The organism is Thermomonas sp., from assembly GCF_025993755.1.
GTDB lineage: Bacteria > Pseudomonadota > Gammaproteobacteria > Xanthomonadales > Xanthomonadaceae > Thermomonas.
In genome coordinates this window covers 22820-47810 of record NZ_JAMQHN010000114.1, presented here as the reverse complement: position 1 = coordinate 47810, position 24991 = coordinate 22820, and the positions used below count along the sequence as shown (strand labels likewise).

The 24991-nt window shown below is 66.7% G+C and carries 27 protein-coding genes; 23 read left to right on the top strand and 4 right to left on the bottom strand.

Annotation, left to right across the window (positions count from 1 at the left end; all coding sequences use genetic code 11):
- Positions 1 to 113 precede the first annotated feature (113 nt).
- Entirely contained in the window at positions 114 to 572 is a 459-nt protein-coding gene (locus Q0X16_RS07750; protein ID WP_297832893.1) for an RDD family protein, read from the top strand.
- A gap of 33 nt (positions 573 to 605) precedes the next feature.
- On the opposite strand, the gene lptG is transcribed toward Q0X16_RS07750, so the two are convergent.
- Positions 606 to 1703 (bottom strand): LPS export ABC transporter permease LptG, encoded by a 1098-nt coding sequence (gene lptG / locus Q0X16_RS07745; protein WP_297832890.1) that lies wholly within the window; start codon positions 1701 to 1703, stop codon positions 606 to 608.
- Complete coding sequence (lptF, locus tag Q0X16_RS07740; protein ID WP_297832887.1) at positions 1700 to 2779, bottom strand: LPS export ABC transporter permease LptF; 1080 nt, start codon at positions 2777 to 2779, stop codon at positions 1700 to 1702. The genes lptG and lptF overlap by 4 nt, the downstream gene beginning before the upstream one ends.
- A gap of 144 nt (positions 2780 to 2923) precedes the next feature.
- On the opposite strand from lptF, the gene Q0X16_RS07735 reads away from it, so the two are divergent.
- The 17 genes from Q0X16_RS07735 to Q0X16_RS07655 all read left to right on the top strand — a co-directional run bounded on the left by Q0X16_RS07735 (position 2924) and on the right by Q0X16_RS07655 (position 19320).
- Entirely contained in the window at positions 2924 to 4405 is a 1482-nt protein-coding gene (locus tag Q0X16_RS07735) for a leucyl aminopeptidase (RefSeq protein ID WP_297832883.1), read from the top strand.
- Between the two features lie 3 nt (positions 4406 to 4408).
- The gene (locus Q0X16_RS07730; RefSeq protein ID WP_297832880.1) at positions 4409 to 4834 is read left to right on the top strand and encodes a DNA polymerase III subunit chi; all 426 of its coding nucleotides are present in this window, start codon (positions 4409 to 4411) and stop codon (positions 4832 to 4834) included.
- Positions 4835 to 4839: 5 nt separating this feature from the next.
- Positions 4840 to 7668, top strand: coding sequence for a valine--tRNA ligase (locus Q0X16_RS07725; protein ID WP_297832878.1), 2829 nt, complete (start codon positions 4840 to 4842; stop codon positions 7666 to 7668).
- Between the two features lie 141 nt (positions 7669 to 7809).
- The gene (locus tag Q0X16_RS07720; RefSeq protein ID WP_297832874.1) at positions 7810 to 9108 is read left to right on the top strand and encodes a diguanylate cyclase; all 1299 of its coding nucleotides are present in this window, start codon (positions 7810 to 7812) and stop codon (positions 9106 to 9108) included.
- A gap of 87 nt (positions 9109 to 9195) precedes the next feature.
- Entirely contained in the window at positions 9196 to 9795 is a 600-nt protein-coding gene (wrbA, locus tag Q0X16_RS07715) for an NAD(P)H:quinone oxidoreductase (protein WP_297832871.1), read from the top strand.
- A gap of 10 nt (positions 9796 to 9805) precedes the next feature.
- A complete protein-coding gene (locus tag Q0X16_RS07710; RefSeq protein ID WP_297832868.1) occupies positions 9806 to 10570 on the top strand; it encodes a HEPN domain-containing protein in 765 nt (254 codons plus the stop codon).
- Positions 10571 to 10770: 200 nt separating this feature from the next.
- Complete coding sequence (locus Q0X16_RS07705) at positions 10771 to 11157, top strand: hypothetical protein (protein WP_297832865.1); 387 nt, start codon at positions 10771 to 10773, stop codon at positions 11155 to 11157.
- An 18-nt stretch (positions 11158 to 11175) separates the two neighbouring features.
- Complete coding sequence (atpB, locus tag Q0X16_RS07700; protein ID WP_345780284.1) at positions 11176 to 12063, top strand: F0F1 ATP synthase subunit A; 888 nt, start codon at positions 11176 to 11178, stop codon at positions 12061 to 12063.
- An 85-nt stretch (positions 12064 to 12148) separates the two neighbouring features.
- Entirely contained in the window at positions 12149 to 12424 is a 276-nt protein-coding gene (gene atpE, locus Q0X16_RS07695) for a F0F1 ATP synthase subunit C (RefSeq protein ID WP_297832862.1), read from the top strand.
- Between the two features lie 77 nt (positions 12425 to 12501).
- Positions 12502 to 12972 carry a F0F1 ATP synthase subunit B gene (locus Q0X16_RS07690; RefSeq protein ID WP_297832860.1) on the top strand — a complete coding sequence of 157 codons (471 nt, stop codon included), beginning with the start codon at positions 12502 to 12504 and terminating at the stop codon, positions 12970 to 12972.
- Between the two features lie 10 nt (positions 12973 to 12982).
- On the top strand, positions 12983 to 13507 hold the full coding sequence (locus Q0X16_RS07685) for a F0F1 ATP synthase subunit delta (RefSeq protein WP_297832858.1): 525 nt from the start codon (positions 12983 to 12985) through the stop codon (positions 13505 to 13507).
- Positions 13508 to 13596: 89 nt separating this feature from the next.
- Positions 13597 to 15162 carry a F0F1 ATP synthase subunit alpha gene (atpA, locus tag Q0X16_RS07680; RefSeq protein ID WP_297832856.1) on the top strand — a complete coding sequence of 522 codons (1566 nt, stop codon included), beginning with the start codon at positions 13597 to 13599 and terminating at the stop codon, positions 15160 to 15162.
- A gap of 116 nt (positions 15163 to 15278) precedes the next feature.
- A complete protein-coding gene (gene atpG, locus Q0X16_RS07675; protein ID WP_297832854.1) occupies positions 15279 to 16145 on the top strand; it encodes a F0F1 ATP synthase subunit gamma in 867 nt (288 codons plus the stop codon).
- Positions 16146 to 16245: 100 nt separating this feature from the next.
- Entirely contained in the window at positions 16246 to 16617 is a 372-nt protein-coding gene (locus tag Q0X16_RS07670; protein ID WP_297832852.1) for a DUF5339 family protein, read from the top strand.
- 111 nt (positions 16618 to 16728) lie between these two features.
- Positions 16729 to 18144, top strand: a complete 1416-nt coding sequence (gene atpD, locus Q0X16_RS07665; protein ID WP_297832851.1) for a F0F1 ATP synthase subunit beta — start codon at positions 16729 to 16731, stop codon at positions 18142 to 18144.
- Positions 18145 to 18153: 9 nt separating this feature from the next.
- Complete coding sequence (locus Q0X16_RS07660; RefSeq protein ID WP_297832849.1) at positions 18154 to 18579, top strand: F0F1 ATP synthase subunit epsilon; 426 nt, start codon at positions 18154 to 18156, stop codon at positions 18577 to 18579.
- 153 nt (positions 18580 to 18732) lie between these two features.
- Complete coding sequence (locus Q0X16_RS07655) at positions 18733 to 19320, top strand: DUF4136 domain-containing protein (protein WP_297832847.1); 588 nt, start codon at positions 18733 to 18735, stop codon at positions 19318 to 19320.
- Positions 19321 to 19371: 51 nt separating this feature from the next.
- On the opposite strand, the gene ppa is transcribed toward Q0X16_RS07655, so the two are convergent.
- The gene (gene ppa, locus Q0X16_RS07650; RefSeq protein WP_297832846.1) at positions 19372 to 19920 is read right to left on the bottom strand and encodes an inorganic diphosphatase; all 549 of its coding nucleotides are present in this window, start codon (positions 19918 to 19920) and stop codon (positions 19372 to 19374) included.
- 170 nt (positions 19921 to 20090) lie between these two features.
- Here ppa and Q0X16_RS07645 point away from each other — a divergent pair, with 170 nt between their 5' ends.
- The 3 genes from Q0X16_RS07645 to Q0X16_RS07635 are packed head-to-tail and all read left to right on the top strand — an operon-like array spanning position 20091 to position 22318.
- Positions 20091 to 20369: a type II toxin-antitoxin system CcdA family antitoxin gene (locus tag Q0X16_RS07645; RefSeq protein ID WP_297832844.1), complete on the top strand. Its 279-nt coding sequence runs from the start codon at positions 20091 to 20093 to the stop codon at positions 20367 to 20369.
- Positions 20366 to 20680, top strand: coding sequence for a CcdB family protein (locus Q0X16_RS07640; RefSeq protein ID WP_297832842.1), 315 nt, complete (start codon positions 20366 to 20368; stop codon positions 20678 to 20680). The genes Q0X16_RS07645 and Q0X16_RS07640 overlap by 4 nt, the downstream gene beginning before the upstream one ends.
- Positions 20681 to 20683: 3 nt before the next feature.
- Entirely contained in the window at positions 20684 to 22318 is a 1635-nt protein-coding gene (locus Q0X16_RS07635; RefSeq protein ID WP_297832840.1) for an NAD+ synthase, read from the top strand.
- On the opposite strand, the gene Q0X16_RS07630 is transcribed toward Q0X16_RS07635, so the two are convergent.
- Positions 22319 to 23161 carry an outer membrane protein assembly factor BamD gene (locus Q0X16_RS07630; protein ID WP_297832839.1) on the bottom strand — a complete coding sequence of 281 codons (843 nt, stop codon included), beginning with the start codon at positions 23159 to 23161 and terminating at the stop codon, positions 22319 to 22321. It abuts the gene before it with no gap.
- 96 nt (positions 23162 to 23257) lie between these two features.
- On the opposite strand from Q0X16_RS07630, the gene rluD reads away from it, so the two are divergent.
- Positions 23258 to 24238 (top strand): 23S rRNA pseudouridine(1911/1915/1917) synthase RluD, encoded by a 981-nt coding sequence (gene rluD, locus Q0X16_RS07625; RefSeq protein WP_297832838.1) that lies wholly within the window; start codon positions 23258 to 23260, stop codon positions 24236 to 24238.
- Positions 24235 to 24969, top strand: a complete 735-nt coding sequence (gene pgeF, locus Q0X16_RS07620; protein WP_297832837.1) for a peptidoglycan editing factor PgeF — start codon at positions 24235 to 24237, stop codon at positions 24967 to 24969. Before rluD ends, pgeF begins: the two co-directional genes overlap by 4 nt.
- The last annotated feature ends 22 nt before the right edge of the window (positions 24970 to 24991 follow it).

The following is a 24991-nucleotide window of genomic DNA, read 5'->3' as shown; positions in this document are numbered from 1 at the left end:
GCAAGGTCGATCAAATCGGCGTCACTGGAAGATCCGCGAGCAGCGGCCTTTTTCACGCTTTCTGAAAAAAGGTGGCGACAGGTACCGGATGAAGGGCTCTGTATCCTGTCGCCATGTCCGACCGTCCCTCCACCCTGCTGGGCTGGCGCCTGCTGGCTTTGCTGTACGATTTCTTCCCGCTGCTGGCGATGTGGTTCGTGGCTGCGACTGCGTTCACCCTCGCGCACGGGGACTCGGTGCGCGGCGGCTGGATGGGCGCGCTGGAATTCCTCGTCTTCCTCGCCATTGCCGGGCTGTATGCGACATTGAGCTGGAAGCGCGGCGGCCAGACCATCGGCATGCGGCCATGGCGTTTGCGGGTGGTTGCGGCCGACGGCGGCGTGCCAGGAACCGGACGCCTGTGGCTGCGCTTCGGCGTCGGCTTGCTGTCTCTTGCCTCTGCCGGCCTGGGGTTCTGGTGGGCGTGGTTCGACCGCGATCGGCTGACCTGGCACGACCGCGCCAGCGCGACGCGCCTGATCCGCCTGCCCAAGGCCGTGCGCGGGCAGGCGGCTGAAGGCGGGGCCGATTGAATCGATGCTGCCGGGAACCGGAATCCGTCTGCTTCAGCCGCTGCGGCGCCGGAACACCATCCACGACACCACCAGCATGATCAGCGGCGGCACCGCGTAGGCGATCCGGAAATCGAAGCGGTAGATGCCGGCAAGCTTGGTCGTTATCTGCTGCAGCAGCCAGAAGCCCAGCGCAAAGACGATGCCGATGAAGACGCGCTTGCCGTAGCCGCCGCTGCGCAAGGATCCGAAGGCGAATGGCGCGGCGGCGAGGCACAGCGTGAGAACGTTCAAGGGATAGAACCAGCGCCCCCAGTACACCCGCTCGTAGTTGCTGGCATCGAGGCCGTTGCGTTGGCGGTAGTCGATGCTGGTGCGCAATTGCGAGCTGGCCATGTTGCCGGGCCGGGTGACGCTGGCGGCCAGCACCGATTCGCTCAGGGTCGAATCCCAGCGCTCGGTGGCGACTTTGCTGCGCTGCACCGAGCGGGCGCCGAAGCGGGTACGTTCGACGTCGTGCAAGGTCCAGTGATTGCCGTGGTGCTCTGCGACGCGCGCGTTGGCGATCGAAAGCAGCCGGCCGTCTTCGGCGAATTCGAACAAACGCACGCCGTGCAGTTCCAGCCAGCTGTCGGCGCCGCGCTGCTTCTGCTCGCCGCCGCGCGCGCTCAGGAACATCCCGCCCTCGCGCGCCCACAGACCGTCGTAGCGTGAAACCACCATGTCGCTGTGGCGGATCGAGCGGATGGCCTGCGCGCGTTCGCTGGCCCAGGGTGAGAGGGTTTCGCCATTGACCACCATCAGGGCGGTGAAAGCCGACAGCACCAGCAGGACCGACAGCCCGATCCGGCGGCGCGACAGGCCCAGCGCACGCAGCGCGGTCAGTTCCGAGGTCGCGGCCAGTTCGCCCAGGCCCAGCAGGGAGCCGATGACGGCGGCGGTGGGGAACAAGTCATAGGCGTTGCCCGGCAGGTACAGCCCGGCCACCGCGATGGCGTGGTTGATCGTGTAGGAACCCCTGCCGATGTTGCTCAGGTCGTCGGCGAAGGACAGCACCACTTCGAGCCCGAGCAGCACGCCCCAGGCCAGCAGCACGCTGGAGATGATGGCGCGGGCGATATAGCTGTCGTGCAGCCGGGGGAAATGCTTCATCGCCGCCGCCTCGGCAACAGTGGCTGGCCGTCGCGGACGAACAGCCAGACTCCTATCGCCAGCATCGGCACGAGCAGCCACCACAGGCCCAGGGCCAGCGGCAGCCGGCTTTCCGCAAGCGACTGCACGCCCAGCAGGGTCAGGAAGATGCCTGTGAGATAGGCGATGAACGCCAGCAGCATCGCGCCGTGGCGGGACTGGCGCGGCGAAGTGCGCGCCAGCGGGAGGGCCATCAGCGCGAATGCGAGCGCCAGCAGCGCCGGCGCCAGCCGCCAGTGCAGTTCGGCAGCGGCCGCCGCACCGGGCATCCGGAGCAATTCGGAGGTCGTGCGGAACGGGGGGTCGTCGAGGCGGCTGGGCGGATCGGCTTCGGGCAGCTGGATTTCGTTGCGGGCATAGCGCATCAGCCGATAGTCGAGCTGGTCGCCGCTGGCGGAGCCTTCGACCCGGAACCCGTCCAGCAGGGCCAGCACGCGCGCGCCGTGATCGCGGTACAGCTCGCCGCTGCGGGCGGTGGCCACGTCCATGCGGTTGCCGCGCTCGCGGTAGATGAACACGCGGCCCAGCCGGGTGCCGTCCGAGGACATTTCCCCGACGTAGGCCACGCCGCCGTTGGACATCGGCGTGAACCGGCCAGGTTCCAACCCGGCCACCAGCAGATTGCGGTTGGCCTCGATCACCATGGCCTTGGCCATCCGGTTCGCCGCAGGGCCAATCCACAGCGAGCAGGCCGCGATCGCCAAGACCACCGGCAGCGTCACCAGCAGCAGCGGCCTCAACAGCCGCTTCGGGCCGACGCCGACCGCGGCCAGCACCGGCATTTCCGAATCCCGGTACAGTCGCCCGGTGGCCAGCAGCAAGCCCAGCAACAGCGCCAGCGGCAGGATCACGGGCAGATAGCCCAGCAGGCGCAGGCCGAGCTGCGACAGCAGCAGCGTCGGCGGCACCTTGCCCAACGCCATCTCGCCGATCAGGTCGGCGAACACGCCGCCGAGGCTGACAATGACGAGCACCAGCAGCGTCGCCAGTACGGCGCGCGTGAATTCGCTGCTGAGGTAGCGGTCCAGCTTCGGCATCGGGCCGGGTTGCCTTAGAATCGGGGGTTTGCCGCGTCTCCCACACGCCGGGCCGCGACCGCGCATTGTACGCGCCCCGGGCTGCCGCCATCCGCAGGCGGCGGGCCGCGTGTTCCTTTCCCCTTCACATCGGACAGATTCTCGATGAGCCTTGAATTCAGCTTGAACCGGACTCCCGCCGCCACCGCCGACGTGGATTGCGTGATCGTCGGCGCATTTGCGGACGGCAGCCTCAGCCCGGCGGGCAAGGCGCTGGATGCGGCCAGCGGCGGGCGGATCGCGGTCCTCGGCGCGCGTGGCGACGTTTCCGGCAAGGCCGGCAAGACCATCCTGCTGCACGACTTGCCCGGCATCACGGCGCGGCGGGTGCTGGTGATCGGGCTGGGCGATGCCGGCAAGTTCGGGGTGCCGCAATACCTGAAGGCGGTGGCCGACGCCGCCCGCGCGCTCAAGACCGGGCCGGTCGTCTCGGCGCTGTTCACCTTGAGCGAAGTCGCGGTCAAGGATCGCGATGCCGGCTGGAACATTCGCCAGGCCATAGTCGCCGCCGACCATGCCTGCTATCGCTACCTGGCGACGCTGGGCGAGAAGAACAAGAAGCGCGAGGAGAGCGGACTTGCGCGGCTGCAAATCGCCGGCGACGACGCCACCGCCCTGGCCCAGGGCGTCGCGATTGCCGAAGGCGTGCAGTTCACCCGTGAGCTGGGCAACCTGCCTCCCAACGTCTGCACGCCCGAATACCTGGCCCGACAGGCGCGGGAATTCGCGACCGGCAAACCGCACGCCAGTTGCGAAATCCTGGACGAAGCGCAGATGGAAGCGCTGGGCATGGGTTCGCTGCTGGCCGTCGCCCGCGGCAGCGCGCAGCGTCCGCGCCTGGTCGTGCTCAAGTACGACAACGGCGGCGACGCCAAGCCCTACGTGCTGGTCGGCAAGGGCATCACCTTCGACACCGGCGGCGTCAACCTGAAGACGCAGGGCGGCATCGAGGAAATGAAGTACGACATGTGCGGCGCCGGTGCGGTGCTCGGCACCTTCGTGGCGGCGGTGAAGATGCAGCTCCCGATCAACCTGGTGTGCATTGCCGCCGCAGTGGAAAACGCCATCGACGGCAACGCCTATCGTCCCTCCGATGTCATCACCTCGATGTCGGGCAAGACGATTGAAGTGGGCAATACCGACGCCGAAGGCCGGCTGATCCTGTGCGATGCGCTGACCTACGCGCAGCGCTTCGAGCCGCAGGCGCTGGTGAACATGGCCACCCTGACCGGCGCCTGCATGGTGGCGCTGGGCAAGTACGCCACCGGCGTGATGACCAAGACCAGCCACGACCTCGCGCGCGAACTCATCGACGCCGGCGAGACCGTGTTCGACCGCGGCTGGCAGCTGCCGCTGTGGGACGAGTACCAGGGCATGCTGGATTCCACGTTTGCCGACGTCTACAACATCGGCGGCCGCTGGGCAGGTGCCATCACCGCCGGCTGCTTCCTGTCGCGCTTCACCGACGGCCAGCGCTGGGTGCACCTGGACATCGCAGGCAGCGCCTCCGACAGCGGCAAGGCCGGCATGGCCACCGGCCGCCCGGTCGGCATGCTCAGCCAGTGGCTGCTGGATCGCGTCGGGTAAGCCGTGCAGCGCGCGCATTTCTACCTGATCGACAAGCCCCGCTTTCGCGAGCAGCCGCTGCTGCTGGTGTGCGAACTGGCGAAGCGGGCGCACGCCGCCAACCTGCCGACCCTGATATTGGCGCGCGACATGGCGCAGGCCGAAGAACTCGACGATCTGCTGTGGTCGTTCGATCCCGACCTGTTCCTCCCGCACCAGATCGCCGGCCTGGACGAAGACGAGGAGGAGGCGCCGATACTCATCGCCGCGCCGGAAACCGACGCCGCCCTGCGTCCGCTGCTGATCAACCTGCGCGACACCGCGCCCGATGGCCGGTTCGACCGCGTGCTGGAAGTGGTGTCCGCCGACCCCGCCGCGCGCGGCGGCTCGCGCAAACGCTGGAAGCACTACCAATCGCTCGGTTTCGAGCTCAAGAAATTCGACATGTGACGCCCATGACCACCCTCGACGCCGGCTTCAATCCCCAATCCTTCGAGACCCGCCTGTACGCGCAGTGGGAACACAGCGGCGCGTTCGCCCCGCAGGGCGACGGCCCGGCCTACACCATCCTGCTGCCGCCGCCGAACGTGACGGGCACCCTGCACATGGGCCACGCCTTCCAGCACACGCTGATGGACGCGCTGGTGCGCTATCACCGCATGCGCGGCTACCGCACCCTGTGGCAGATGGGCACCGACCACGCCGGCATCGCCACCGAAATGGTCGTCAGCCGCAACCTTGCGATCGAAGGCAAGGGCGAAACCCGCGACTCGCTGGGCCGCGAACAATTCATCGAAAAAGTGTGGGAATGGAAGCAGCATTCCGGCAGCACCATCGAACGCCAGATGCGCCGCCTCGGCGCGTCCGGCGACTGGTCGCGCAGCGTGTTCACCATGGATCCGATGCCGTCGAAGGCGATCACCGAAGCCTTCGTGCGCCTGCATGAAGAAGGCTTGATCTACCGCGGTAAGCGCCTGGTGAACTGGGATCCGGTGCTGAAGACCGCGATCTCCGATCTGGAAGTGGTGAGCGAGGAAGAAAACGGCCACCTGTGGGAGATCCGCTATCCGCTGGCCGACGGTGCGAGCTACGAATACGTCGAAGTGGACGCCGATGGGGTCGAGACCCTGCGCGAAAACCGCAACTACGTGATCGTGGCCACCACCCGCCCGGAAACCATGCTCGGCGACACCGCCGCGATGGTGCATCCGGACGATCCCCGCTATCTGGCCCTGCACGGCAAGTTCGTGGATCTGCCGCTGACCGGCCGTCGCATCCCCATCGTCCTGGACGACTACGTCGATCGCGCCTTCGGTACCGGCGTGGTGAAGGTGACGCCCGCGCACGACTTCAACGACTACGCCGTCGGCCAGCGTCACGGTCTGAAGACGATCAACATCTTCACCGACACCGCCAGAGTGGTTGCCGATCGCGACGACATTCCCGAAAAGTACCGCGGCCTCGACCGCTTCGACGCGCGCAAGGCCATGGTGGCCGACCTCGACGCCGCCGGGCTGCTGGTGGACGTCAAGCCGCACAAGCTGATGGTGCCGCGTGGCGATCGCAGCGGGCAGGTGATCGAGCCTTTTCTCACCGACCAGTGGTTCGTGAAGATGGACACGCTGGGCGCGCGCGGACTGGAACTGGTCGAGAACGGTTCCGTCCGGTTCGTGCCGCCGAACTGGGTGAACACCTACCGCCACTGGATGGAAAACCTGCAGGACTGGTGCATCAGCCGCCAGCTGTGGTGGGGCCATCGCATCCCGGCGTGGTTCGATGAGGCCGGCAGGATTTACGTGGGCCGGGATGAAGCCGAAGTGCGCGCCGCGCACGGCCTTGGCGATGCGCCGCTGCGCCAGGACCCCGACGTGCTGGAAACCTGGTTTTCCTCGGCGATGTTCCCGTTCAGCACGCAGGGCTGGCCCGATGCAGCCGGCATGGCCGAGCGCGGCTTCGATCGGTACCTTCCGTCCAGCGTGCTCGTCACCGGCTTCGACATCATCTTCTTCTGGGTCGCCCGCATGGTGATGATGACCGACCACTTCACCGGCAGGGTGCCGTTCCACGACGTGTACATGACCGGCCTGGTGCGCGACAAGAACGGCCAGAAAATGTCGAAGTCGAAGGGCAACGTGCTCGATCCGCTGGACATCATCGACGGCATTTCGCTCGACGACCTGGTCGCCAAGCGCACCGCCGGGCTGATGCAGCCGAAGATGGCGGAAAAGATCGAGAAGGACACCCGCAGGGACTATCCCAACGGCATCAATGCCCATGGCGCCGACGCCCTGCGCTTCACCATGGCCGCGCTCGCCGGCCCCGGTCGCGACATCAAGTTCGATCTCGCCCGCGCCGAGGGCTACAAGAATTTCTGCAACAAGCTGTGGAACGCGACCCGCTTCGCGCTGATGAACGTCGGGGATGCCACCTTCAATGGCGCGCCGCAGCCCGTCACCGACGCCGAAAAATGGATCCTCTCGCGGCTGGCCAAAACCAGCGCCGAAACAGCCGAGCACTTCGCCAACTACCGCTTCGACCTGCTCGCGCAGTGCCTGCACGAGTTCGCCTGGAACCAGTTCTGCGACTGGTTCGTGGAACTGGCCAAGCCGGCGCTGGGCGGCAACGACGCAAAGGCCGCCGACAGCACCCGCCACACCCTGCTGTTCGCGCTCGATGCGCTGCTGCGCCTGCTGCATCCGCTGGTTCCCTTCGTCACCGAGGAACTCTGGCAGGCGGTCGCGCCAAAGCTGGGCAAGTCCGGCAGCCTGATGCTGCAGGACTACCCGCAGCCGTCCGACTTCCATGCCGAGGCCCACGTGCAGGCCGATGCCGATGTCGAATGGCTCAAGGCCGTGATCGGTTCGGTGCGCCGCATTCGCGGCGAACTGGGCGTTTCCCCGGCCCGGCAGGTGTCGTTGCTGCTGCGCGGTGGCGATGCGCAGGATGCACAGCGTGCGCGGCGCTTCGATGCCCAGCTGCGCTTCCTGTGCAAGCTGGACCGCCTCGACGCCCTCGTCGGCGAACCGCCCGCCGCCGCCCCGGCGGTGGTCGGCGAACTGGAACTGTTCGTGCCGCTGGAAGGGTTGGTCGATCTCGATGCCGAGCGTGCGCGCCTCGACAAGGAGATCGCCAGGATCGGCGCCGAGAAAGAGAAGAGCGCGGCCAAGCTGGCCCGGTTCGGCGCCGGCGTTCCCGAAGCCGTGGTCGAGCAGGAGCGGCAGCGCCTGGCCGATTGGTCGGTCAAACTGGCCACGTTGACGACCCAGCGCGCGAGGATGGGCTGAATTTCGGGGTTCGCCCCCCCCCCCCCCGCAATTACGGGATGCGCCTCACAAATCCGGCCTCCGACCCGCGTGGCTGCGGTACTTTGGTGCATGCTCCCGAACCTTGTTCAAGGCCCCGCAGGTCGCTGACGGTCAATGGATATGGCTACCTCCGGTTCCAGTGCGCCGCCCGCAATGGGCGAAACCGCCTACCGCACGATGCTCGATGCGGTGGGCGCGTTCGTCTATACGACCGACATCCAGGGCAAATTCACCTTCGCCAACCGGCTGGTGCTGGACCTGCTGCGGCCCGGTCTGCGCCTGGAGGACGTGATCGGCAAGGCCTTCACCGATTTCGTGTCCATCGATGAAGACGACGAACTGCGCGCAACCGACCGCCGCGTGCTCGAAAACGGCGAGACGATCGAGCGCGAGGAAGCCAACTACATCCACGCCACCGGCGAACTGCGCAGCTACTGGACGACGAAGAAACCGTTGCGCGATGCCTCCGGCGCCATCGTGGGCATGGTCGGCATCTCGCACGACATCACCAATAAGAAGCGGCTGGAAGACCGGGTGCTCCGGCAGAAGGAGCTGCTGGACACCGTGCTCGAAAACCTCGATGCGCTGGTGTACATGAAGCGCGCCGACCGCAGGATCGTTTATGCCAACAAGCAGCTTGCCAATGTGTTCGGCCGATCGGTGGAAGACACGATCGGCCGACTCGACAGCGAGCTGATGCCGAAGGAGGTCGCCGATCGATTCTGGGTGATCGAACAGCAGATCTTGACCAGCGGCCAGCGCTACGCCGGCGAGCAGTCCCTGGTCGATGCGCAAGGGCGCAAGCGTCATTATTGGAGCGTGGTGGTGCCTTGCGAAGACGGCGACGGCCAGAACGCTCTGATCGGCCTGATCACGGACATCACCGCGCTGCACGACCTCAAGGAGGAGCTGCAGCAGCAGGCCAGGACCGACGGCCTCACCGGCTGCGTCAATCGCCGGTATTTCTTCGAACTGGCCGAAGTCGAATATGCGCGCAGCCGCCGACACGGCACGCCGTTGAGCCTGATCGCCATCGACATCGACCATTTCAAGCGGATCAATGACCGCCACGGCCATCCGGTGGGCGATATCGTGTTGCAGGATTTCGTCGGTTGCTGCCGCGGGCTGCTGCGCGAAATCGACATCCTGGCGCGCACCGGTGGCGAGGAATTCTGCATTCTTCTCCCGGACACCCGGCTCGAGGCCGCCGGCGAGATCGCCGAGCGTATTCGCACCATGACGGCGGCTTGCCATCCGGTCGATGCCCATCCCTCGCTCCAGATCACCGCCAGCTTCGGCGCCACGGAACTGGAGGCGACGGATCCCGATTTCCAGTCACTGTTCGCCCGCGCCGACCGCGCGCTTTACCTGGCCAAGGATCGCGGCCGCAACTGCACGGCCACCCTGTCCGGTTCCTGAGCCGGGCGAGCGTGGCTTTCGCGCCGGCTTCACCCCGTTGCGGCTATCAATGTGATTCCGCATGATGCGGTTGAACAGGGAGCCGCCATGAGCCAAGTCCGTCTGGCGATCGTCTACTACAGCACCTACGGCACCAACCACGCCATGGCCGAAGTCGCCGTCGATGCCGCCCAGGCAGCCGGCGCCGAGGTTCGGCTGCGCAAGGTCAAGGAAACCGTGCCGGAAGAGATCGTGTCCGGACAGGCGGCCTGGGCCGCACACGCCGAGCGCACTGCCCACGTCCAGCACGCCAGCTACGACGACATGGAATGGGCCAACGCCTACCTGTTCAGCGCCCCGACCCGCTTCGGCACCGTGGCCAGCCAGATGCGCGCCTTCATCGACACCCTGGGGCCGCTCTGGGCGGCCGGCACGCTGTCGAACAAGGCCGTCAGCGCCATGACCAGCGCCCAGAACATGCACGGCGGCCAGGAAACCACGCTGCTCGGCCTGTACACCACCTTTTTCCACTGGGGCGCGATCCTGGTGCCGCCTGGCTACACCGATCCGGGGATCTACGCCTCCGGCGGCAACCCCTATGGCGCCAGCGCCACCGCCAAGGGCGAGCCGCTGAGCGAAGAACTCAAAGTGTCGATCCGCGCCCAGACCCGGCGCCTGGTCGATTTCGCCGGCCGCATCGCCGGCTGAAGGCGGCATCGTGGCGACGCCCCTTACCGCCGCCACGCTCAAACAGCGCCATCGCAAGGTGCGCGACGGCCAGCCCGAGAACTGGCGGATCCGCATCCACCGGGCGATCAGCTGGCTTCAACGGGCCGAGCGCGAGTCTGCCGACGACGATGCCCGCTTCCTGTTTCTGTGGATCGCGCTCAACGCCGCTTATGCGCGCGAATTCGGATTCGAGCAGAGCGAGCGCGACCAGGCGCGCCAGTTCATCGACCGGCTCATCGTCCACGACCGCGAAGGACGCTTGCAGCAGATCCTGTTCGATCGCTTCACCGGCCCGGTTCGCACCTTGCTGGAGAACCGCTTCGTCTACGAACCATTCTGGCGTGCGCTGCGAGACCACGACGCCAGCAACACCTGGGAAGTGCAGTTCGCCAATGCGCGCAAACTGGCGATGCGGGCGCTGATGGCGCGCAAGACCGACGTCGTCCTGTCGATTGTCGCCGACCGCCTTTATGTCCTGCGCAACCAGCTCATGCACGGCGGCGCAACCTGGAACAGCGACGCCAACCGCCAGCAGGTTCGCGACGCCGTGGCGATCCTCGGCGCCCTGATGCCCGTCATCATCGACCTCATGATCGAACATCCGGAGCCCGATGAATCGGGCATCACCTTCCCGCTGCTCGATGCGCCCAGAAAGATCCCGAAATGCGCCGGCGCGAACGCGACGGGCGACGTGAAGCACGAAAAAGCCCCGGTCGGTGAGGGCCGGGGCTTGCCGGGATCGCCGCGGAGTTGACGAGGTAGGAAGCGATCCCGTACTGCATCGACCGCGGAATCCAGGAAAAGTTCCACAAGCTCGGTTCCCCCGGCAGCGGAAGCCCATTCATGTTTTCCGGCTGCGGTTGCCGCGTCTCCTCGGGTACTGCTACAATTCCCGGGCTAGGCGGTTGCGTTTCGATTGCCCGGCCCAACTCCAAAGCTAACGACGACCTGCGCATGCACGATCCCATCGCCACGGGGCGACGCGGCGCGATGCGCGCGGTCGTCGTTTCCGCCCTTGCGGCGGCCGTGGTGGCCTTGGCAGCGCTTGCGTTCGCTGGGCCGGAATCGGCGGAGGCGGTGGCTGCGGGCGCCGTGGCGATGCTGGCCGGGAATCTGGCCGCGGTCATCGTGTCGCTGCGCGGCGGGGCCCTTCCGGCGCGTGCGGCCTTGGCGCGGCTGGTGCTGGGTACCGCCGGGAAGTGGTTGTTGGTGGTGGCGGCGATGGCGGTTGCGTTGGCGGTTTGCAGGTTGCTCGCGCTGCCGATGCTGGCAGGGCTGCTGGTCGCGGAAGCGTCCTACCTGCTGGCGCTGGGTCTGTTGAAAGGACGATTGCAGGATTAGAGGCAAGAGACGGCTGTGTTGAACGCGATCGGAAACTTCAGCGCGATGGAACCTGCGGGCGGCGGCTCGACCGAATACATCAACCACCATCTGCACTTCCTGCAGATGAAGGTGGGCGAGTCCTCGTTCATGACCCTCAACGTGGATACGCTGTTCTTCACGCTGGTGCTTTCGGTGCTGTTCGTCGCCGTCTTCCTGCTCACCGCGCGGCGGGCGACTTCCGGCGTCCCGGGCAAGTTCCAGACCGTGGTCGAGATGGTCGTCGAGTTCGTCGACGGGCTGGTGCGCGAGACCTTCCATGGCAACAGCAAGCTGATTGCCCCTTTGTCGATCACCATCTTCCTGCTCGTGTTCCTGATGAATTTCATGGACATGCTGCCGATCGACTTCCTGCCCTGGGTCTGGGCAAGCGGGCACGAGCTGGCGGGCGAGGATCCTGCGCACGCCTACCTGCGCGTGGTGCCGACCGCCGACCTCAACACCACCTTCGGCCTGTCGATCGCGGTGTTCTTCCTGATCCAGTACTTCGGCATCAGCCACAAGGGCCTGGCGGGCTTCACCAAGGAAGCCTTCAGCGCCCCGTTCCATGCCCACGGCACGTTCGCCAGGATCTGCCTCGCGCCGGCCAACCTGCTGCTGCGCCTGATCGAGGAGGGCGTGCGCCCGCTCAGCCTGAGCCTGCGACTGTTCGGCAACATGTACGCCGGCGAGCTGATCTTCATCCTGATCGCGCTGATGACGCTCAACGCGTCGCTGGCGCACGTGAGCACCTACGCACTGGGTGCGGCGCAGTTCATCGCCGGCTTCGCCTGGACGACTTTCCACATCCTGATCATCGTCCTGCAGGCTTTCATCTTCATGGTGCTGACCATCGTCTACCTCAGCATGGCCGCCGAAAGCCACTGAACGCGGGCCGCATCAGAAAGTTCCAAGGATCCACTTCGCTTTCCCCTTTCACCCCGACACGCAAACGTTTCAACCGGAGCACACCATGGACCACGCAACCCTCGTCGCTGAAGTTCTCAAGTTCACCGTCATCGCGGCTGGACTGCTGATCGGCCTCGGCGCCCTCGGCACCGCCATCGGCTTCGCCATCCTCGGCGGCAAGTTCCTCGAAGGCGCGGCGCGCCAGCCGGAGCTGACCCCGATGCTGCAGGTGAAGATGTTCATCGTCGCCGGCCTGCTCGACGCGGTGCCGATGATCGGCGTGGCCATCGCGCTGCTGCTGCTGTTCGCGAACCCGCTGCTGTCCTCGCTGGGCGGTTGATCCGCCGCACGGCGGACCGAATCGTCAAAGGCAATAGCCGGCGGCCGCGCGCCGCCGGAAGTCAGGAGCACAGCATCATGCTACCCAACCTTACGCTGGTCATTCAGGGCGTCGCGTTCTTCGCCGTGGCCTGGCTGGTGATGAAGTTCGGCTGGCCGCACATCATCCGGGCGATCGAAGAGCGTCAGCAGAAGATCGCCGAGGGTCTGGCCGCGGCCGACAACGCCCGCAAGGACCTCGCGCAGGCGCAGGACAAGGCCAACGAAGAGCTCAAGGCCGCGCGGATCAAGGCCAACGAGATCATCGACCAGGCCAACGCCCGCGCCAGCCAGCTGATCGAGGCGGCCAGGAACGACGCGATCGCCGAGGGACAGCGCCAGAAAGCGCTGGCCGATGCCGAGATCGAGGCTGCCGCCAACCGCGCGCGGGAAGACTTGCGTCGGCAGGTGTCGGCGCTGGCCGTGTCGGGCGCCGAGAAGCTGCTGCGTCGCGAGATCAATGCCGCCGATCACAAGGAACTGATCGACGAGCTGGCGACCCAGCTCTGAGGACCGGCCGATGACCCAGGCAACCCTCGCCCGTCCCTACGCCCGCGCCGCCTTCGCGGTGGCGCGCGAGCAGTCCGCGCTGCCGGCGTGGTCCGATGCGCTGGCCTTCGCCGCCCGCGTCGCGGCCGATCCGCAGGTTGCCGTGCTGCTGGGCGATCCGAGGCTGACTTCGGACGCCGCCATCGCCCTGCTCGTGCCGGAATCGGCGCCGCAGAACTTCGACGGCCTGCTGCAGCTGCTGTTCGAGAACCACAGGCTGGCGCTGCTGCCCGAGATCGGCGGCTTGTACGACGCGCTGCGCTTCGACGCCGAGCGGGTGGTCAAGGCCAGGGTGACATCGGCCGAGGCGCTGCCGGCATCCGAGATCGAAACCCTCAAGGCCGCCCTGCGTCGCCGCTTCGGCCGCGAGGTCGATGTCGATGCCGCCGTCGATCCGGCGCTGATCGGCGGCGTGCTGATCGACACCGGCGATGTCGTCATCGACGGTTCGCTGCGCGGCCGCCTGGCGCGACTGCACGACGCCTTGGTCCACTGAAATCCCATTGGCCGGCCGGGCTTCGGTTCGACCGGCGCATGACGCAACGCAACGCAACGGCGGGTTCGCGCCCGCCACAGGAAATCCAAATGGCAACCACCACGCTCAACCCGTCCGAAATCAGCGAACTGATCAAGGCCCGCATCGAGAAGGTCAAGCTCGCCGCCGAGGCGCGCAACGAAGGCACCGTCACCTCGGTGTCCGACGGCATCGTGCGCATCCACGGCCTGGCCGACGTGATGCAGGGCGAAATGATCGAACTGCCGGCCTCCGAGGACGGCCATGCCACCTTCGCGCTGGCGCTGAACCTCGAGCGCGACTCGGTGGGCGCGGTGGTGCTGGGCGATTACGAGCACCTGCGCGAAGGCGAAACCGCCAAGACCACCGGCAAGATCCTGTCGGTGCCGACCGGCCCTGAGCTGCTCGGTCGCGTGGTCAACGCGCTGGGCGAGCCGATCGACGGCAAGGGCCCGATCGACGCCAGGACCACCTCGCCGGTGGAGACCATTGCCCCGGGCGTGATCTGGCGCAAGTCGGTCAGCCAGCCGGTGCAGACCGGCTACAAGTCGGTGGACAGCATGATCCCGATCGGCCGCGGCCAGCGCGAGCTGATCATCGGCGACCGCCAGACCGGCAAGACCGCGCTCGCGGTCGACACCATCATCAACCAGAAGGGTTCGGGCATCCGCTGCATCTACGTGGCGATCGGCCAGAAGAACTCGACCATCGCCAACATCGTGCGCAAGCTCGAGCAGTACGGCGCGATGGAATACACCACCGTGGTCGCCGCCTCGGCCTCCGAATCGGCGGCGATGCAGTACCTCAGCGCCTACTCCGGCTGCGCGATGGGCGAGTACTACCGCGACCGCGGCGAAGACGCGCTGATCATCTACGACGACCTGTCCAAGCAGGCCGTGGCCTATCGCCAGATCTCGCTGCTGCTGCGCCGCCCGCCGGGCCGCGAAGCCTATCCGGGCGACGTGTTCTACCTGCACAGCCGCCTGCTGGAGCGCGCCGCGCGCGTGTCCGAGGACTACGTCGAGAAGTTCACCGATGGCGCCGTCAAGGGCAAGACCGGCTCGCTGACCGCGCTGCCGATCATTGAAACCCAGGCCGGCGACGTGTCCGCATTCGTGCCGACCAACGTGATCTCGATCACCGACGGCCAGATCTTCCTGGAAACCGACCTGTTCAACGCCGGCATCCGCCCGGCGGTGAACGCCGGCATCTCGGTGTCGCGCGTGGGTGGCGCGGCGCAGACCAAGATCATGAAGAAGCTGTCCGGCGGCATCCGCATCGCGCTGGCGCAGTACCGCGAGCTGGCCGCGTTCGCGCAGTTCGCCTCCGACCTGGACGACGCCACCCGCAAGCAGCTGGAGCGCGGCCAGCGCGTCACCGAGCTGATGAAGCAGAAGCAGTACGCGCCGATGTCGGTCGCGCAGCAGGCGCTGTCGATCTACGCGGTCGACAAGGGTTACATGGACGACGTGCCGGTGGCGAAGATCGCCGCGTTCGAGGCCGGCCTGCAGGCGCACTTTGCCAATACGGCGGGCGCGCTGATGGCGAAGATCGATGCCAGCGGAGGCTGGGACGATGAAATCGAAGGGGCCTTCAAGAAGGGTATCGAGGAATTCAAGGCAACCGGTTCCTTCTGAACCGAATCCGGGTGATGGCCGGTCGGACGTGTCCGGATTTCCCCGGTTTTCACGGATCCCGGTTATCCGTGGTGCAATCACAGCGTGAAGCAAGTCGAGAACGAAGCGAGTAGAGCATGGCCGGCGGACGCGAAATCAAAACCAAGATCAAGAGCGTGCAGAACACCCGCAAGGTGACGCGCGCGCTTGAGATGGTCTCGGCTTCCAAGATCCGCAAGGCGCAGGATCGGATGAAGCAGTCGCGCCCGTACGCGCACGCGATGAAGCAGTTGATCGGACACATGGCCCAGGCCAATTCCGAGTACCGGCATCCGTACCTGGTGCCGCGCGCAGCGGTCAAGCGCGTCGGCTACATCGTGATCTCTTCAGACCGCGGCCTCGCCGGCGGGCTGAACAACAACATGTTCCGCAAGCTTCTCGGCGAGTTCCGCTCGCTGCAGGAGCAGGGCGTGGAGATCAGCCTTGTCACCATCGGCCAGAAGGCATCGGCGTTCTTCCGTCACATCAAGGTCGAAATGCTGGCCTCGATCACCCATATCGGCGACACCCCGAAGGTCGAGCAGCTGGTGGGCGGCATCAAGGTCATGCTCGACGCCTACACGTCCGGCAACGTCGATCGCGTGAATATCGCCTACAACGACTTCGTCAACACGATGACACAGAAGGCGACCTTCGAGCAGCTGCTGCCGCTGCAGCCCACGGAGTCCGAGTCCGACGCGCGGCACGACTGGGACTATCTGTACGAACCGGATGCCGAGGTCGTGCTCGACCACGTGCTCACCCGCTACATCGAATCGCTGGTGTACCAAGCGGTGATGGAAAACGTGGCCTCCGAGCATGCCGCGCGCATGGTCGCGATGAAGGCCGCCTCGGACAACGCGACCAAGCTGATCGACACGCTGAATCTCGTCTACAACAAGGCGCGGCAGGCAGCGATCACGCAGGAAATTTCGGAAATCGTCGGCGGCGCTGCGGCGGTTTGATGGATTGGGGGCGTTGCCGCGCAACGGCGTCCCCTGAAGTGCGTTTCACTTTTGCGCCGCGTTGCTGCTTCATCCAATCGAACACCCGGGAGGGACTACCATGAACAAGTTGCTGATCGCCGTGGCGCTGTGTGCTGCTCTGACCGCCTGCAAGAAGGAAGAGGCCGCTCCGGCCGCGGATGTCGCCGCACCTGCAGCCGCAGAAGCGCCCGCAACCGATGCCGCCGCTGCTCCGGCTGAGGAAGCGGCTTCCGCCAGCAGCCTGCCGGCCGATTGCGAGGCCTATCTCACGCGCGTCCAGGCCTGCGTCGACAAGGCTGGCAGCAATCCTGCGTCTGACGCCGTGAAGCAGAGTCTGGAAACGACCCGCCAGCAGTGGGCGGGGATTTCCAACCAGGATGCTTTGGCCAGCGCCTGCAAGATGGCGAACGACCAGTTCGCCGCCACCGCCGCTTCGTTGAAGTGCGAGTAAGCGTTTGACCGCGCCCGCCCGCAGCGATGCGGGCGGCGCGTTTCCCGGGCGGCTTGGGAAAGCCCGCGTTTTCCCAAGCCACCGCAACACACCAGTGAGTCAGGAACCAGCATGAATACCGCCAATGCCCAAGGCAAGGTCGTCCAGATCATCGGCGCCGTCGTCGACGTCGAATTCCCCCGCGAGAGCGTGCCGAAGGTGTACGACGCACTGAAGGTGCAGGGCACCGCAATCACCCTGGAAGTTCAGCAGCAGCTGGGTGACGGCGTGGTGCGCACCATCGCGCTCGGTTCGACCGACGGCCTCAAGCGCAATCTGCTCGCCGACAACACCGGCCGCGCGATCTCGGTGCCGGTCGGCATCGGCACGCTGGGCCGCATCATGGACGTGCTGGGCAACCCGATCGACGAGGCCGGCCCCGTCGCCAGCGACACCACGTGGGAAATCCACCGCGCCGCGCCGAGCTACGAAGACCAGGCCAGCACCACCGAGCTGCTGGAAACCGGCATCAAGGTGATCGACCTGATGTGCCCGTTCGCCAAGGGCGGCAAGGTCGGCCTGTTCGGCGGCGCCGGCGTCGGCAAGACCGTGAACATGATGGAGCTGATCAACAACATCGCCACCGAACATTCCGGTCTGTCGGTGTTCGCCGGCGTGGGCGAGCGTACCCGCGAAGGCAACGACTTCTATCACGAAATGCAGGAATCGGGCGTGGTCAACGTGCAGGAGCACGCCAAGTCCAAGGTGGCGATGGTGTACGGCCAGATGAACGAGCCGCCGGGCAACCGTCTGCGCGTGGCGCTGACCGGCCTGACCATGGCTGAGTACTTCCGCGACGAAGGCCGCGACGTGCTGCTGTTCGTCGACAACATCTACCGCTACACCCTGGCCGGTACCGAAGTGTCGGCGCTGCTGGGCCGCATGCCGTCGGCGGTGGGCTACCAGCCGACCCTGGCCGAGGAAATGGGCGTGCTGCAGGAGCGCATCACCTCCACCAAGACCGGTTCGATCACCTCGATCCAGGCCGTGTACGTGCCCGCCGACGACCTGACCGACCCGTCGCCGGCGACCACCTTCGCGCACTTGGACGCCACCGTCGTGCTGAGCCGCAACATCGCCTCGCTGGGCATCTACCCGGCGGTGGACCCGCTGGATTCCACCAGCCGTCAGCTTGATCCGAACGTGATCGGCAACGAGCACTACGACACCGCGCGCCGCGTGCAGGCCACCTTGCAGAAGTACAAGGAACTGAAGGACATCATCGCGATCCTGGGCATGGACGAGCTGTCGGAAGAGGACAAGCTGGCGGTGGCACGCGCGCGCAAGATCGAGCGCTTCTTCAGCCAGCCGTTCACCGTGGCGGAAGTGTTCACCGGCTCGCCGGGCAAGTATGTGCCGCTGAAGGACACCATCCGCGGCTTCAAGGGCATCGTCGATGGCGACTACGACCACCTGCCGGAGCAGGCGTTCTACATGGTCGGCTCGATCGACGAAGCGGTCGAGAAGGCCAAGAAGATCGCGGCGTAAGGAATCGTCATGGCATCCACCATCCGTTGCGACATCGTCAGCGCCGAGGCCGAGATCTTCCACGGCGAGGCCGAACTGGTCGTGGCCACCGGCGAAATGGGCGAATTGGGCATCGCGCCCAAGCACGCGCCGCTGATCACCCGGCTCAAGCCCGGCAAGATCGTGGTCCACCAGCCGGGTGGGGAGACGGTCGATATTGCCGTGTCCGGCGGTATCCTCGAAGTCCAGCCGACCGTCGTCACGGTGCTGGCCGACACCGCGGTGCGCGCGCAGGACATCGACGAGGCGGCGGTGCGGGCGGCCAAGGAAGAGGCCGAGCGCATCTTGGCCGGCCGCAGCGAGGCGATGGAGATCGCCGAGGCGCAGCAGAAGCTGGCCGAGGTCACGGCCCAGCTGCAGGCGCTGGAGCGGCTGCGCAAGAACCTCAAGCACTGAAGACGCGACGCCGGCGCGTTCCGGCAATCGGAATGTCCTCAACGCCCCGCATCGCGGGGCGTCTGCATTCTGGCCGAAGTCGTGATCGGCGTTCAGGCAGCGTCGGGGTTCGGGTGCGATGATTCGGCACAGACAGATTGCCGGAGCCGCCCCATGTTCCGCACCGCCCGCGTCCTTGCCGGATCCCTGCTCGTTGCCGTAACGCTGGCTCTGTCGGCCTGTGCCACCGGCCCCACCGTGCGCACCGATGCCGACCCGACCATCAACTTCAGCCAGTATCGGACCTGGGGCTTCTACCAGCCGATCGCCATGGAGCAGTCCGGTTATTCGTCCTGGGTGTCCGAGCGCATCAAGGAAGACGTTCGCAAGGAGATGGAGGCGCGCGGCTACCGTTATGCCGCCGAAGGCGCCGATCTGCTGGTGAATTTCCATGCCGACGTGCAGAACCGGACCAGCGTCTGGTCGGTGCCGCGCACGGACGTGCAGTGGGTGTACAACTACCGGGCGCGCAGCTACGTCGCGATTCCGTTCTGGTACGACGAAACCATGGCCAGCACCTGGCGCGAAGCGACCTTGACCGTGGATCTGGTGGATGGCGCCCGCAACCGCATGGTGTGGACGGGATCGGCCAGCGCGCCCGAGGCGCGGCAGCGCAAGCCCGAGGAAAAACTGGCAACGCTGGATGCCGCGGTGTCGGGCATCTTCGCCAGGTACCCGCATCGCGCCGACGGCCAGCCCTGAGGCGTATCCAGCCCGGGCTGCCGAACCCGGGCTGTCGAACCGATCCGCGGCTCAGAACCGCGGCTTGTCCTCGGTCGTCTGGTGACGGGCCATCGATTCGCCCAGGATCCGGCGTGCCTCGGCGGCGTCGCCCCAGCCGTCGAGCTTGACCCATTTGCCGTCTTCGAGATCCTTGTAGTGCTCGAAGAAATGGCCGATCCGCTGCAGCCAGTGCCGGCTGACCTTGTCGATGTCGTCGATGTGGGCGTAGCCGGCGAACACCTTGTCGATCGGCACGGCCAGGATCTTCTCGTCGCCGCCGGCCTCGTCGCGCATCTTCAGCACGCCGACCGGGCGGCAGCGGATCACCGCGCCCGGAACCAGCGGCAGGGGCAGGATCACCAGCACGTCCACCGGGTCGCCATCGCCGCACAGGGTATGGGGAACGTAGCCGTAGTTGCACGGATAGCGCATCGGCGTGGACAGCACGCGATCCACGAAGATCGCGCCGGACTCCTTGTCGACCTCGTACTTGACCGGATCGGCGTCCTTCTGGATTTCGATGATGACGTTGATTTCTTCCGGCGGATTGCGGCCGCTCGGGACGTGATCCAGGCCCATGCGAGGCTCCGTCGTGCTGGCCGCACCCGATGGGCACGGCGATGGAAGGGGGCGCGCAGTTTAGCGGAGTACGACGGCGCAAAGCTGACGGCAGGCGAACCGAGCGAGGGCGCACTTGACGTATACGTGACTCATACGTATTATGAATGCGTATTTGAGAGGAGCATGTCATGCGCATTCTGGGTGAATATGCCAACTACGGCAAGCGCGCCACCAACGTCAGTATCAACCAGGGCTTGCTGGAGGACGCCAAGGCGCTGGAGATCAACCTGTCCGCCACGCTGGAACGCGCGCTGGAGGCGGAAGTGCGCGCGCGTCGACGCGTACAGTGGCTGGAGGAAAACCGCGAGGCGATTGCCGCGTACAACGCAAGGATCGCCCGTGACGGGCTTGCCGGTGATCATGTTCGCGCGTTCAAGGCATCGCTCAAGGCATCGTCCGCGACATGAGCCAGTTCTGCGTGTATGCGAATGCGGACGCGGCCTCCAGGCGCGCCATCCCGTATTGGTTAAACGTGCAAAGCGACTTGATCGACATTGCCGACTCCCGCGCGGTGATACCGTTGATTGCGCTCCAACAGGCGGGGCCGCTGATCCAGGGGCTGATGCCCTTGCTGGAGGTTGCGGGCAAGCGGGTGGTCATGGACACGGCGCAGATCACCAACGTGCCGATCCAGATGCTGGGCCGGCAGGAAGCCGATCTTTCCCACGAGCGTCACGCCATCATGGCGGCCCTCGACATGCTGATTTCCGGGATTTGACCGATGGCCAATACGCTGCGTATCGCGATGGCGCAATTCGATTTCCCGGTCGGCGACGTGGCCGGCAATCGCGCGCGGATCGGCGCGATGATCCGGTCCGCACGTGACGACTACGGCGCCGATGTCGTGTTGTTCCCCGAACTGGCGCTGTCGGGTTATCCGCCCGAGGACCTGCTCTATCGCCCATCCTTCCTGCATGCCTGCGAGCAGGCGCTGCAGGAGCTGGCCGGGGAAACGGCCGGCATTGTCGCGATCGTCGGCCATCCGCAGGCGGCCGGAAGCGTGGTCTACAACGCCGCCAGCGTGCTGCGCGATGGCGGCACCGAGAAGACGTGCCGCAAGCGCGAATTGCCCAACTACGCGGTGTTCGACGAGCGCCGCTGGTTCGAGACCGATCCCGATCGCGAGGACTGCGTGGTCGAGGTGAACGGCGTCAAGGTCGGGGTGCTGGTCTGCGAAGACCTTTGGTTCCCGGAACCGCTGGCGTCCACCGTGGCGGCGGGCGCGCAGTTGGTGCTGGTGCCCAACGCCTCGCCGTTCGAGCGCGACAAGCACGCCCAGCGCGATGCCCTGCTGGTCCAGCGGGCGCAGGAGACCGGCGCGGCGATCGCCTATCTCAACCTGGTCGGTGGCCAGGACGCGCTGGTGTTCGACGGCGCCTCGGTGGTGGCGGACGGCAACGGCGTCGTGCATCCGGCCGCAGCGGCGTTCGAGGAACAGTGGCTGGTGCTGGATTTCGATGCCGGGTCGCGCTGTTTCACGCCGATCGTCTGGCGCGAGGATGGCGATGAAAGTCGCGATGCGCTGGCCTGGCGCGCGGTCGTGCGCGGCACCCGCGACTACTGCCTAAAGAACGGCTTCGACAAGGCGTGGGTCGGGCTGTCCGGCGGCATCGATTCGTCGGTGGTGCTGGCCATCGCCGCCGATGCGTTGGGCGCACGGAACGTCACGGCGGTGCGGATGCCGTCCCGCTACACGGCCGGGCTGTCCAACGAGCTGGCGCAGGCGCAGTGCGAGGCAATGGGCGTGCGCCTGCTGGACCTGCCGATCGAGCCGCCCTTCCAGGGTTTCCTCGATGCGCTAGCAGGGGCGTTCGAGGGCCGGCCGGCCGACGTGGCCGAGGAAAACCTGCAGTCGCGCACCCGCGGTGCGTTGATGATGGCGCTGGCCAACAAGTTCGGCGGGTTGCTGCTCACCACCGGCAACAAGAGCGAGTATGCGGTGGGCTATGCCACGATCTACGGCGACATGTGCGGCGGCTATGCGCCGATCAAGGACCTGTACAAGACCGAGGTGTACGAATTGGCGCGCTGGCGCAACACGGTCGGCGACCGGGTGATCCCCCAGGCGGTGATCGATCGCCCGCCATCGGCCGAGCTGCGCGCCAACCAGCTCGACCAGGATTCGCTGCCGGCCTACGACGTGCTCGACGCCATCCTGCAGCGCCACGTCGACCAGGAGCAGTCGCTGGCCGAGATCGTGGCCGCCGGGTTCGATCCGGCGGTCGTCGCGCGCGTGCTGCATCTGGTGCGGATCAGCGAGTGGAAACGGCACCAGGCCGCGCCGGGGCCGAAGGTCAGCCGACGTGCGTTCGGCCGCGAGCGGCGCTATCCGATCACCAGCGGCTGGCGGGAATGATCAGCGCGAGTCGGCCCGGAACGGATTGAGCCGGGAGAAGGTGCTGGGGGGATGCGGCCAATCGCTGTCGGTCAGCCACGGGTGCTGCGGATCGTTCTGCTGCAGAACCCGGCGGGCGTCCGCCGCCAGCGCCGCGTTGCCCAGCTTGGTGTAGGCCGCGCCCAGCAGGGCCACGGCGTCGTTCTGGTATTCGCTCTGCGGATAGGTTTCCAGCAGGTAGGTCGCGCGGTCGGCGGCCGATACCCAGGCGCCGCGGCGCAGGTAATACGCCCCGATGTTGAACTCGAAGCGGGCGAAGGCGTTGCGCAGGAACACCATGTGCTGGCGGGCGTCGCCGGCATAGCGGCTGTTGGGATAGCGCGTGGCGACGGTGTTGAAGTCGGCGTAGGCCTGCAGCGGCGCGTCGAGATCGCGGGTGCTGGTGTCGAGATTGAAGGCGCGCGCGAGGAAGACGGTATTGCGCGCCTGGTTGGACAGACCGCGCAGATAGTACATGTAGGCGATGTTGCGGTGGGTCGGGTAGGTGCGGATGAAGCGGTCGATGCTGGCGACGGCGTCCTCGTGCTTGCCCGCCTTGTACTGGGCGTAGGCCTGCTCCATCAGCGCCTGCTCGGTGTAAGGGCCGTAGGGATACTGGGCGATCAGGCGGCCGAAGGTCTCGTTGGCGGTCTGCCAGTGGCTCTTGGTCATCGCGTCGTGGGCGCGGTCGTACAACTCGCCGACCGGCACGCCCTCGTTCTTGTCCTCGTCCTTGAACATGTTCTTGATGCCGGAGCACCCGGTGACGAGGAGAACCAGCGCGAGCACGAGGGCGGGGCGCAGCAGGGCGGAACGGGGCATCATGGGCATGCAAGCGGGCGCCGGGGGCGTGAACGCTGGATAATACCAGCACCCGGCCCGGTTTCGGGACCGCCACCCTTTCCGCAGGCGCGAACATTCATGACCCAGACCGGCCATCGTTTCGCCGTTGTCCCGGATTCAGCCGCCGGTCGGCGGCTGGACCAGGTGATCGCGGAACTGTTTCCCGAACATTCGCGGTCGCGGCTGGCGGGCTGGATCAAATCCGGCGACGTGCTGCTGGACGGCGCACGCGTGCGGCCGCGGGATGCGGTCCACGGCGGGGAGCGGATCGAGGTCGCGGCGGTGGACAGCGTCCAGACCGTGGCCGAGGCCGAGGACATCCCCCTGCAGATCCTCCACGAGGATGCGCACCTGCTGGTGCTGGACAAGCCGGCGGGACTGGTGGTGCACCCGGGCGCCGGCAATCCGGGCGGCACCTTGATGAACGCCCTGCTGCACCACGACCCGGCGTTGGAGCGGCTGCCGCGCGCCGGCATCGTGCACCGGCTGGACAAGGACACGTCGGGCGTGATGGTGGTGGCCCGCACCCTTCAGGCGCACACCGCCCTGGTCGCGCAGCTCTCGGCGCGCTACGTGCACCGACAGTATCTAGCCGTGGTGGTTGGTGCGCTGGTGTCGGGCGGCACGGTCGATGCGCCCATCGATCGCCATCCCCGCGACCGCTTGAAGATGGGCGTGCGCGAGGACGGCAAGCCGGCCGTCACCCACTACCGGCTGCGCGAGCGGTTTCGCGCCCATACCGCACTGGAATGCCGGCTCGAAACCGGGCGCACCCACCAGATTCGCGTCCACATGGCGCATCTGAAGCACCCGATCGTCGGCGATCCGCTGTACGGCGGGTCGCTGCGGCTGCCGAAAGGCGCCTCCGACACCCTGGTCGCCGCGTTGCGCGGCTTTCGGCGGCAGGCCCTGCACGCGCAGGTGCTGGAGTTCGAGCATCCCGTCGGCGGTGCGCCGCTGCGCTGCGAGGCGCCGCTGCCGGTCGATTTGCTCGGTTTGCTGGCGGCGCTGCGCGAGGATGCGGCGATCCACACCGAGGCGGAGCGTGCGCGCCGGTGAAGGCGTTCCTTGAAGCCGACTGGCCGGCCCCGCTCGGCGTGCGGGCGTTGGTCACGCTGCGCCACGGACTGGGCGTATCGCCGGCGCCGTTCGACACCTTCAACCTCGGATCGCGCTGCGGCGACGCGGCGGGCGCGGTGGCGGAGAACCGCAGGCAACTGGACGCCGCGCTGGCGTTGCCTTCTTCCCCACGCTGGTTGCGGCAGGTGCACGGCACGGCGGTGGCGCGTGAGCCGGGTTTCGACGAACCGGAAGCCGATGCGGCCATCGCATCGACGCCCGGCGTCGTGTTGGCCATCCTCACCGCCGACTGCCTGCCGGTCGTGTTTGCGGCCCGCGATGGCGGCGAACTTGGGATCGCCCACGCCGGCTGGCGCGGCCTGTGCGCCGGCGTGCTGGAGGCCACCGTGGCCGCCATGCGGACGCCGGCGCAGGAGGTGATCGCCTGGATGGGCCCCGCGGCCGGGCCGCAGGCCTATGAAGTCGGCGAGGAGGTCTTCGAGGCCTTCCGCGCCCGCGATGCCCGCGCCCGGATGGCCTTCCTGCCCACCCGGCCCGGGCACTGGCGCGTCGATCTGTACACGCTGGCGCGACAGCGCCTGCTGGATGCCGGCGTCATCGAAGTCCACGGCGGCGGGCTGTGCACGATCTCCGAATCGGCGCGGTTCTTTTCCCACCGCCGGGACGGTCGCAGCGGGCGCATGGCGACGCTGGCATGGCGATCGGCCTGATCGCTGGATGCCGCCCGGTGCA